We start from the raw sequence: 4,065 nt of genomic DNA, 5'->3' as shown, positions 1-4,065 counted from the left end.
TCGTTACCCCCGGCGCAGCCGCCTGTTCCCCATCGTGCCGCGCCGCGACCGCTGAGCGGTCATTGCCAGCCCCCGTTGCCTATGCCCGGCGCCGGGGGTAACGATGGCGGGCGTGCGGGCATGGCCAAACTGGTAAAGGCAGGAGACTTCAGCGCAGTGTGAGTGCCCCGGCGGAAACGCCGGGTGCAGAACGGCTCAAATTCGGGGAAACCTCACGGGTCGCGCCGGTGGCAATCCCGAGCCAAGCCCCTCCGGGGGAAGGTGTAGAGACTAGACGGGCCGCAGCTAAGGCCGTTCGCGGCTATGCTGAAGGGATAGTCCGGACCACGAACGCCCCCTGCGGGGGCGGCGGCGGAAGCCGAAGTGGTGCGAAAATCTCCCGGGCGTCAGCCCTTCCGAGTTCGAGTCTCGGTGCCCGCACCAGAATAATGATTCAAGTGTTTGATTTTAAAACTGAAAGTAGGTAGCGATTGGATCTGATCCACCCAATTATCTACCTTGAAGTCGGCCATACCCTGCCCGGCGGATGCACCGAACCGGCGCCGCGGGTGGGTGGGCGACTCGGCGTGTCAGCCGGCCGGCGGAGAGGCGTGGCGTTGGTTAAGGCGGAACAGACGGGCGTGTAGGCGCTCTACGCCACGAACGCACTGGCTTCGATTCGGCGGACGATGGCGATGATCTCGTGAATGTCAGCTTCGGGAAAGAGGCCGTGGATGCCCTGATCGTCTAGGTCGGTGAAGGGGCTCTCGTAGAAGCGTCGGGGGTCGACGGCGCCGTGTTCCGTCAGGTGGTCGATCACGAGGTCGACAAATTCGGTTTGCGCTGATGTGGGGCTGCGGCCACGGAGGAAGGTGTCGAAGGCCTCCTTCGCGGCCTTGCGGTCGAGGCCCACGAGGGAGCGCAGGAAGGGGCCAAGGCCGCCGGCCGCAGTGACTTCCGCGCGGCCCGGGTCTTCGGGGTCGGCGACCTCGGCGAAGATGCGCTCCAGTTCTGCGAGATCGGTTGGGGTCAGCGGCTCGGCCCGGCGCAGCTTCAGGAGCGCGATGTGGTCGCGGTGGCGGTCGAGGAACCGGCGCACCTTGAGCTTGAAGCGCGCCTTGTCGATGCCGGGGCTGACCGTGTCGACCACGACGGGTGTGGCCTCGCCGATCTCGTCGAGGAAGTCGGTGTAGACCACCTTTCGCTCCTGCGGCTCGATCAGCTGGACGAGGGACCGCAGCGCGCGCCGCACCGTTTCCAGCATCTCTATGGTGATCCCTTCCCAGAACGCATCGGTCTGCACCTCCAGGATCAGGGGCATCTGGGCCTTCACCAGCGGCACCGCGGCGAGGTCCTCCAGATCGGCGGCAATCTGGCGGATGCGCGTCTGGAACCCCGTGATGGCCGGATCGGCGCGCAGCAGGCGCAGCATCGTGTTCAGGAGGAGGAGATCGAATTGCCGGGCCGCCAGGTCATCCTCCTCGATGGCCGAGGGGAGGCCGGCCACCTCGGCCGTCAGGTCGATCCGGTCGGCGAGCGAAAGGTCGTCCCACGCCGCACGGTCCTGGAACCGCTCCACATGGCGGCGGCGCTGGCGCACGAGGAAGTTGTCGGGCGGCATCGCGGCCACCTCCAGGTGCAGCCGGTCGCGCAGCGCCCGGAGGATCTCGGCGGGTTGGTCGTCCGCGGGCTTTTCCTGCAGGTCACCGATCAGCTCGACCCGGGTTGCAAACAGGCGGGCCCCTAGGGGCAGGCCCATGGGGGGCTCGCTCCGGTCGGGGTTCTGGTTGAAGAACTCGAAGTTCTGGCAGAAATCGAAGATCCGGAACTGCGTCTTGTCCTCGCCCACGCCGAACAGATCCGGCCGCAGCCGAGTGCCGCGCCCGATCATCTGCCAGAACTTGGTCTTGGACCGCACGACCTTGAAGAACACGAGGTTCACCACCTCGGGCACGTCGATCCCGGTGTCGAGCATGTCCACGGAGACCGCGATGTGGGGCGCCTTCCCGGCCTCGGAGAAATCGTCGATCAGGCTCTGGGCATAGGGCACGCTGTAGTCGATCAGGCGCGCGAAGCTGCCGCGCAGATGGGGATAGTTGGCGTCGAAGCGCTGGGCGACGAACTGCGCGTGCTTGCTGCTGCGCGCGAAGATGATGGTCTTGCCCAGCCGGTCGCCACCATCGACCTTGATCCCGTAGCGCATCAGATGCTCCAGCACCTTGTCCACGGTGTCCTCGTTGAACAGCCACTTGTTGAGGTCGCCCGCCTCCACCCGGTCGGGCGTGGTGCCCTCGACGTCCCATTCCAGCGCGTCCCAGGCGGTCTTCTCCTCCTCCGACAGATCGGCGTAGGTGATGCCCTCGCGCTGGAACTTCAGCGGCACCGAGACCACGTCGGGCGGCACGAGATTCCCGTCGGCGATGGCATCCTCCAGATCGTAGGCGTCGGTGGGCACGCCGCGCTCCAGCTGGAACAGGCCGTAGGTGTCGCGGTCGATCTCGTCGCGCGGGGTGGCGGTCAGGCCCACCAGCAGGCTGTCGAAATAGTCGAAGATCGCGCGGTACTTGCGATAGACGGAACGGTGGGCCTCGTCGATCACGATCAGGTCGAAGTGGCCGGGGCCGTAGCGGTGGGTGCCGTCCTTCACCTCGTCGATCAGGCCCATCATGGTGGGATAGGTCGACAGGCACACCCGCGCGGTGGTGTAGTCGTTGGCCTTTGGATCGTGCCGCTGCAACAGGTTGGCCAGCGGGGCGCTGGGCAGCTGGGCCTTGAAGGCGCCATGGGCCTGCTTCACCAGCGCCACCCGGTCGGCCAGGAACAGCACGCGCTTGACCCAGCCCGCGCGCATCAGCTGGTCGATCAGCGCGATCACCGTGCGGGTCTTGCCCGAGCCAGTGGCCATAACCAGGAGCGCGCTGCGCTGGTGGTGGCGCTCGAACGCCCGCCCAACCCGGCGCACGGCGCGCAGCTGATAGAACCGCCCGGCGATCCCCTCGTCGATGTCCACCTCGTCCAGCGGCCGGCGGGTGCCGCGGCGTTGCAGCAAGAGCTCCAGCTCGCCCTTCTTGTAGAAGCCGGCGACCGGGCGGGGTGGATACATCGCATCGTCCCAGATCCAGTGCTCATAGCCGTTGGTGCAGAAGATCACCGGCCGGCGGCCATACGCGCGTTCCAGGCAATCGGCATAGAGCTTGGCCTGCTGCTGCCCGGTGCGGGCGTCCTTGCGGGTGCGCTTGGCCTCCACCACGGCAAGCGGGCGGCCGTCGTCACCCCACAGCACATAATCGACGAAGCCCTCGCCGCTGGCGCTGGGCATGCCGGTGACGGGGAACTCGCGGTCGCGGGGCTGGTCGAGGGGCCAGCCCGCCTCGGCCAGCAGCAGGTCGATGAAGGCGTCGCGGGTGGCGGCCTCGTCATAGTCGTGGGGGTCGGGGACGGCGGCGTTGGCGCGCCGCAGGGCCTCGATCTCGGCGCGCAGGGTGGCGGCCTCGGCCTCCAGCGCGGCGCGGCTGTCGGCCTCGGCCGCGCGGGCCTCCTCGGCGGCGCGGGCGCGCGCGGTGGCCTCGTCGTGGCGGGCCTTGAGGGCGCGGATCTGATCCACGGTGCTGGCGGGGATGGTGACGGTGCGCTCCAGCCGCGCGGGGTCGAAGGCGAGCGCGGGGTCGGGGCGCGCGCTGCGGGCATAGGTGCGCGCGAGCCAGTAGCAGATGTGGAACAGCTCCTTCACCGCGGCCACGGCCTGCGCCTCGGGCACCGGGCGGGGGTCGTGGACGGCGCGGTTGCCGGTGTCCTTGACGAAGCGCGCCTTGGCGATCAGGGCGGGGCCGGTCAGCTGCCCCAGGCTCGGCTCGGCCAGCAACGCGGCCAGCGTGCGCTCATATGGGGGCCGCAGCGCGGGGTCGTGGCCATAGAGCCAGGTCAGCGCGATCTCCAGCGTGCGGCGACCGTGGAAGCAGGCCCCGCGCGGGTCCGACCGCGCCGCCGCCTCGGCCCGCCGCGCAGGCTCCATCAGATCGGGGAAATCGGCGGCGAGAAAGGCGAACTGCGACATGGAGATGACCCGGACAACTTGCCCCCGAGGCT

The 4,065-nt window shown here is 68.5% G+C and carries 1 protein-coding gene; it reads right to left on the bottom strand.

Going from position 1 to position 4,065, the window contains the following annotated elements:
- Window positions 1-631: 631 nt before the first annotated feature.
- Entirely contained in the window at window positions 632-4,033 is a 3,402-nt protein-coding gene (locus CCR87_RS01125; protein ID WP_201155491.1) for a DEAD/DEAH box helicase family protein, read from the bottom strand.
- Window positions 4,034-4,065: the final 32 nt, after the last annotated feature.

Origin of the sequence: Rhodobaculum claviforme (assembly GCF_016653255.1) — a bacterium.
Taxonomy (GTDB): domain Bacteria; phylum Pseudomonadota; class Alphaproteobacteria; order Rhodobacterales; family Rhodobacteraceae; genus Rhodobaculum; species Rhodobaculum claviforme.
The sequence above is the reverse complement of the archived record's forward strand: the minus strand, read 5'-3'. Positions and strand labels throughout refer to the sequence as shown.

Coding starts and splice junctions, on each gene's coding strand:
- CCR87_RS01125 (WP_201155491.1), bottom strand. CDS start 4,033: ATGTCGCAGTTCGCCTTTCTCGCCGCCGATTTCCCCGATCTGATGGAG.